Genomic DNA, 5,860 nt, shown 5'->3' on the forward strand with positions numbered 1-5,860 from the left:
AGATGCTCCGCACGCCGAACTTCGGCCGCAAGTCGCTCAACGAGATCAAGGAAGTGCTCTCGTCGATGGGCCTGCGCCTCGGCATGGACATCCCCGGCTGGCCGCCCGAGAACATCGAAGAGATGGCCAAGAAACTGGAGCAGGAGCTTCTGGGCTAAAGCCCGGAAGCGTCCGCCCGAGAATAAGCGACGTTTTGCGAAGCGAAACGGTAGCTTAAATCCGGATCAGCGGCTTGTCCGGCCGGCGGGCCGCAGGCCCGTTCGACGTCATGGGATTACTCCCTTGACGGCAAGGCCGCCCACAACGGCGGCAACATAGGGAAACAGGCTGGCCCTTCATCCAGCCAGGACCGGGGTACCTAGAACGGCCCCCTTACGAACGAAGGAACGAAAAATGCGTCATAAACTCGGCCAGCGCAAACTGCAGCGCACCTCGTCGCACCGCGCGGCGCTGCTGCGCAACCTCTCGGCCTCGCTGATCAAGCACGAGCAGATCACCACCACCCTCGCCAAGGCGCGCGAACTGCGCCCTTATGCCGAGAAGCTGATCACCCTCGCCAAGCGTGGCGGCCTGTCGAACCGTCGTCTGGCCCATGCCCGCCTGCTCGACGACGCCCAGCTCGTGAAGCTGTTCGACGTGCTGGCTGCGCGCTATGCCGGCCGTAGCGGTGGCTACACCCGCATCGTCAAGGCCGGCATCCGCGCCTCGGACGCCGCGCCGATCGCGATCATCGAACTGGTCGATCGTGATACGGCCGCCAAGGGCCAGGATTCGGGTCCGGTTGCTTCGGACGAAACCGAGGACTGATCGCTTTCATCCTGCGCAATGCAGGTCCGAAAGGGCGGAAGCGGCGACGCTTCCGCCCTTTTCGTATTCAGACGACGCTTTCGGGCGCCAGCGCGCAATCGGCCATCGCCTGTTCCACCTGCACGGTGGCATGGCCGATGCCGAAATCATGCGCCAATTCGTGTGCCAGCTGTTGCAGGAAACCGTCGCCGGGGTGGCCGCCGGGCATGACCAGATGCGCGGTCAACGCGGTTTCGGTGGTGCTCATCGGCCAGATGTGGAGGTCGTGCACCGCGCTCACTCCTGGCAGAGCGGCCAGGAACGCACGCACATTGCCATGCTCGACATTGTCGGGCACGCCCAGCAGCCCAAGTTTCACCGCATCGCGCAGCAAGCCCCAGCTTCCCGCCGCAATGACCAGCGTGATGACCAGGCTGGTCACCGGGTCAACCCAGTTCCAGCCGGTGCGCAGCACGATGGCGCCGGCGATCACCACCCCGGCCGACACCGCGGCATCGCCCAGCATATGCACGAACGCGGCGCGCAAGTTCAGGTCGTGCTTGTGTCCGCCAGCAAACAACAGGGCCGAAACGCCATTGATGACGATGCCGGCACCCGCCACCGCCATCATCATGCCGCCGGCCACCGGCGCCGGCTCCGCCAGGCGCCGCAGCGTCTCGATCAGGATTGCCCCCAGCGCCACGAAGAGCAGCGCCGCGTTGGCGAGTGCCGCCAGAATCGACGAACTCTTGAACCCATACGTGAACCGCTCGGAGGGTGGCCGCGATGCCAGCGCACTGGCGCCCCAGGCGAGCAATAGAGACAGGACGTCGGACAGGTTGTGCCCGGCATCGGCCAGCAAGGCCAGCGATCCGTACCACAAGCCCGCCCCGACTTCGACCACCACGAACGCCGCATTGAGCGCCACGGCAATGGCGAACGCGGCGCCATAAGAAGAGCCGGGGCCCGAATGGCCATGGTGATGATGGCCATGGACATGGCCGTGGCCATGCCCGTGGTGATGCCCTTGGGCGTGACTGTGGCCATGGCCGGATTCGCGTAAATCGCTCACTTGTCCGATTGCCTCGTCGATCGCTTCCCGCCCGCGGCTTCTGGCAGTGCTTTTCCGGCACAGCAAGGGCAATCGGCAGGCGACAAAGGGCATTCGCTGCGTTGCACAATTGCCGCACCTCCGCCGAAAAATGCGTCGGGAATTTCGATGGGATAGACTGTAATTTCACTGAAAAGACGCGAAAATCCCGCACTAAATACAACATTGTCAATAACGTAACCCGCATCGCACTTGCGAGCGGATCGCACCAGGCGTCGCGAAACTGTCACTCGCGGCTGTTCAGAAACCGGAGCGTCCTAGTTAAGCAAATGTATCGGGGTGGCAGACGGTGATTCGCCGACGGCCATCCCGCGGCGTTGCGGGGGCGCTCCAGGGCTACGCAATTGCCTTTCGACCGGGCCAACAGGGGGACTTTTCAGTCATGCAGCTTCGATATTTCCTTGCCGCAAGCGTCGCTTCGCTTTCGCTGGCCAGCGCGATCGCCACGCCGGCCTTCGCCCAGGAGACCACGTCGGCCATCACCGGCCAGGTCACCGATGAATCGGGTGCACCGGTCGCGGGGGCCAAGGTCACCGTCGTCCACGTGCCCTCAGGCACGCGCAGCACCGCCAGCACCGACAGCACCGGCAGCTACGCGCTGCGCGGGCTGCGTGTCGGCGGCCCCTACACGGTCACCGTCGTCTCGTCCGGTTTCGCACCCGAAACGGTCGAGAGCATCAACCTCGCGGTCGGCGAGCCGTTCGGCCTTCCGGTCAAGCTCGCCCAGCGCGAGATCGTCGTCTCGGCCGATCGCGTCGGCGCGCGCGGCCTCGTGACCTCGTCGCAAAGCACCTTCCGTGCCTCGCAGATCCAGGACATCGTCTCGGCCCGCCGCGACGTGCGCGACATCATCCGCCGCGACCCGCTCGCCAGCTACAACGCCAATGTCGGCGGCATCTCGATCGCCGGCGGCAACATCCGCACCCAGCGCTTCTCGGTCGACGGCGTGCAGATGCAGGACAGTTTCGGCCTCAACTATGGCGGCCTGCCCTCCACCCGCGGCATCGTTTCGATCGAGGCGATCGACCAGCTTACCGTCAAGGCGGCGCCATTCGACATCTCGGAAGGCAACTTCCAGGGCGGCGCGGTCAACGTCGTGCTCAAGTCCGGCACCAACGCCTTCCACGTCACCGCCTTCGGTGACTGGAGCGGCCCGAGCCTGACCGGCAACAAGACCCGCGACAACCGCGGTGTGGTGGGCGACGTCTATCCGGTCGGCCAGACCACGATTCTCAACTTCAAGAACTATGGCGGCAGCCTCTCGGGCCCGCTGATCAAGGACAAGCTGTTCTTCGCGCTTGCCTACGAGAAGCTCTCGGAAGGCGCCAGCAACACCTACGGCGTCACCGGCTCTTCGGCCCCCAACACGGTGCCCAACCTGACCCAGGCCCAGGTCGACAACGTGGTCTCGGTGTTCAACAACTCGGGCTACGACAAGTACAATGTCGGCAACGTCCCCACGGCGCTGACCGAACTCGACGAGAAGTACTCGGCCAAACTCGACTGGAACATCACCGAAGGCCAGCGTTTCTCGGTCTCGTTCCTGCACCACAAGAACGTGCTGCCGAACTACGCCAGCGGCTCGGGCGTTGCCACCGGCAGCAGCAGCACATCGACGCCGTACATCCAGCTCCAGTCGAATCTCTACCAGCTTACAGAGATGAACAATGCGCTGTCGGCGCAGTTGAACTCGCAGTGGTCGTCTAACCTGTCCAGCGAAGTCCGCGTCGCCTATCGCTATTACCGCCGCGGCCAGGATGCCTTCTTCGGACCCGATTACGCGCAGTTCAACGTCTGCCTCGATCCGACCAGCGTCGGCGGCCTCTACAACAGTGCCGGGTCCACGTTGTGCTCCACCGGGATGCCGATCGTCCGCATGGGTCCGGACACGCCGCGCCAGGCCAACCAGTTCCACAACCACCAGTTGACCATCGACACCAACATCCAGCTCAAGGCCGGCGACCACAACTTCAAGCTCGAACTGGATCACTTCCATTCGAGCCTTTACAACCTGTTCGTCTACGGCGGCAGCGCGGTATCGGCCGGGTCGACCGGTGGCGGCAGCGGCGCCTATTACTTCGACTCGCTGTCGGACTTCAGCAATCGCATCGCCAACGAATTCGTGCTGACCACCACCACGACAGGCAGCAAGAACGACGGATATGTCGATTGGGCCTACGACATGAACACCGTCGGCCTGCAGGATACGTGGAAGCCGAGCAGCAAGCTTACCATCAACGGCGGGGTTCGCTTCGACTTCTATGATGCCGACAAGTCCATCGCGCTGAACCGGAATTTCCTGAACCGCTACAGCGCGCTCTACCCGGGACTGGACAACAACGCCACGATCAACGGCCGCGGCAAGTTGCAGCCGCGCATCGGCTTCAACTGGGCCGCGACACCGACACTGCGCATTTCGGGCGGCGCCGGCCTGTTCGCGGGCGGCCTGTCGGACGTGTTCCTGTCGAACAACTATTCGAACAGCGGCGCAGCGATCAATGCCACCGGCGCGACAATCACCTCGATCGACATTCTTCGCACCGGCGGCACCGCTGCCGCGCCGACCTGCGTCGACAACGCCAACAAGTCGGTCGCGGTCCCTGCTGCGGTTTGTGCGGCGGCACTGTCCATGGTCGCGGGCGGTTCCGTGCCGGCGTCGGTGATCAACTACGTGAAGTCGAACGCCAGTGTTTCGGCCAACGCGCTGACCAACCTGCTCGATCCCAACTTCAAGCTTCCGGCGCAGTGGAAGTACAACCTTTCGGCCCAGTGGCATCCCGAATTCGGCGATTCTGCCTTTGCCTCGGGCTGGGCCTTCCGCGCCGACCTGCTCTATTCGCGGGCGCAGGAAGCGATCCGCTGGACCGACCTGCGCGCGCAGCCGCTGGTCGTGGGCGGGGTGTTGCAGCTCGCGCCCGATGGTCGCCCGCGCTACGGCGGCACAGTCAACGGCGCGCAGCCGGGCAGCAACTACGACATGATGCTCACCAACTCGAACAAGGGTCGCGGCATCGTCTGGTCGCTGAGCATGGACAAGGACTTCGGGTTCGTCGACCTGACCGCGGCTTATACCCATCAGGACGTCAAGGACATTTCGGGCATCCTGACCAGTTCCACGGTCAGCAGCTCGTACTCGATCCCGACTTCCGATCCGAATTCGGGCGGCGACTATGGCCGCTCGACCTTCGAGGTCACGCATACCATCCGCGCCACCTTGAACTTCCACCACAAGTTCTTCGGGGACAACGAGACGCGCTTCGGCGTGAACTGGGAATTGCGGTCGGGCCAGCCGTGGTCGGCGACGATGTTCGACAACACCGTCAACGGCGCCAGCGGCCGTTCGGCGGTGTTCGGCACCGTGCTCAACACCAGCTCGCACTTGTTCTACGTACCCAACTTCAGCCTGACACCGACCAACGGCGGACTGACCTATGGTATCGTCACCTTCGCCGACACGGCCACGCGCGACGCGGTGATGGCACTGGTCAACAATACCAAGCTCAAGGATTACCAGGGCCAGATCTCGCCCAAGAACATCCTCACCGGGCCGTGGTACAACAAGGTCGACCTGAACCTGGCACAGCAGGTGCCGTTCTTCTTCCACAGCAAGTTCACCGCAATGCTGGGGATCGAGAACTTCCTCAACCTGCTCAATCGCAACTGGGGCACCTACCAGGACTTCGGCGGCAGCCAGACGGTCGTTCGCGTCGCCTGCACCGCCGGCACGGTCAGCGGCCAGACCTGCCCGGGCTACACCTATTCGGTCTATTCGGCGCCGAAGACGACTTCGTATTCGAAGCCTTCGCTCTACGCGATCCGCGCCGGCGTCCGCTTCGACTTCTGATCGAACGGCACCTGCCGAAATCTAGAGCATGATGACGTTTCGTTGAAACGACATCTTGCTCTCAATATTTGTGCTCGTGCGATTTATAGACAAAAACCGGTTCCCACTTTTTGTCATCG

General features: G+C 63.3%; 4 protein-coding genes. 3 read left to right on the forward strand and 1 reads right to left on the reverse strand.

Annotated elements, in window-relative coordinates:
- Both AC1P6P_RS11680 and rplQ read left to right on the forward strand, forming a co-directional pair.
- On the forward strand, positions 1 to 158 hold a 158-nt coding region (locus AC1P6P_RS11680; RefSeq protein ID WP_371432100.1), incomplete at its 5' end, for a DNA-directed RNA polymerase subunit alpha C-terminal domain-containing protein.
- A 235-nt stretch (positions 159 to 393) separates the two neighbouring features.
- Entirely contained in the window at positions 394 to 807 is a 414-nt protein-coding gene (gene rplQ / locus AC1P6P_RS11685) for a 50S ribosomal protein L17 (protein ID WP_481402617.1), read from the forward strand.
- A gap of 67 nt (positions 808 to 874) precedes the next feature.
- Here the strand turns inward: rplQ and AC1P6P_RS11690 are convergent, their stop codons facing one another.
- Positions 875 to 1,858: a cation diffusion facilitator family transporter gene (locus AC1P6P_RS11690; protein WP_481402618.1), complete on the reverse strand. Its 984-nt coding sequence runs from the start codon at positions 1,856 to 1,858 to the stop codon at positions 875 to 877.
- A 421-nt stretch (positions 1,859 to 2,279) separates the two neighbouring features.
- Between AC1P6P_RS11690 and AC1P6P_RS11695 the strand changes: the two genes are divergently transcribed.
- Positions 2,280 to 5,741: an outer membrane beta-barrel protein gene (locus AC1P6P_RS11695; protein WP_481402619.1), complete on the forward strand. Its 3,462-nt coding sequence runs from the start codon at positions 2,280 to 2,282 to the stop codon at positions 5,739 to 5,741.
- Positions 5,742 to 5,860: the final 119 nt, after the last annotated feature.

The organism is Rhizomicrobium sp., from assembly GCF_056722145.1.

What these genes read in the sequence shown, in the direction of transcription:
- AC1P6P_RS11695 (WP_481402619.1), top strand. Translation starts at nt 2,280, where the DNA reads ATGCAGCTTCGATATTTCCTTGCCGCAAGCGTCGCTTCGCTTTCGCTG.
- rplQ (WP_481402617.1), top strand. Translation starts at nt 394, where the DNA reads ATGCGTCATAAACTCGGCCAGCGCAAACTGCAGCGCACCTCGTCGCAC.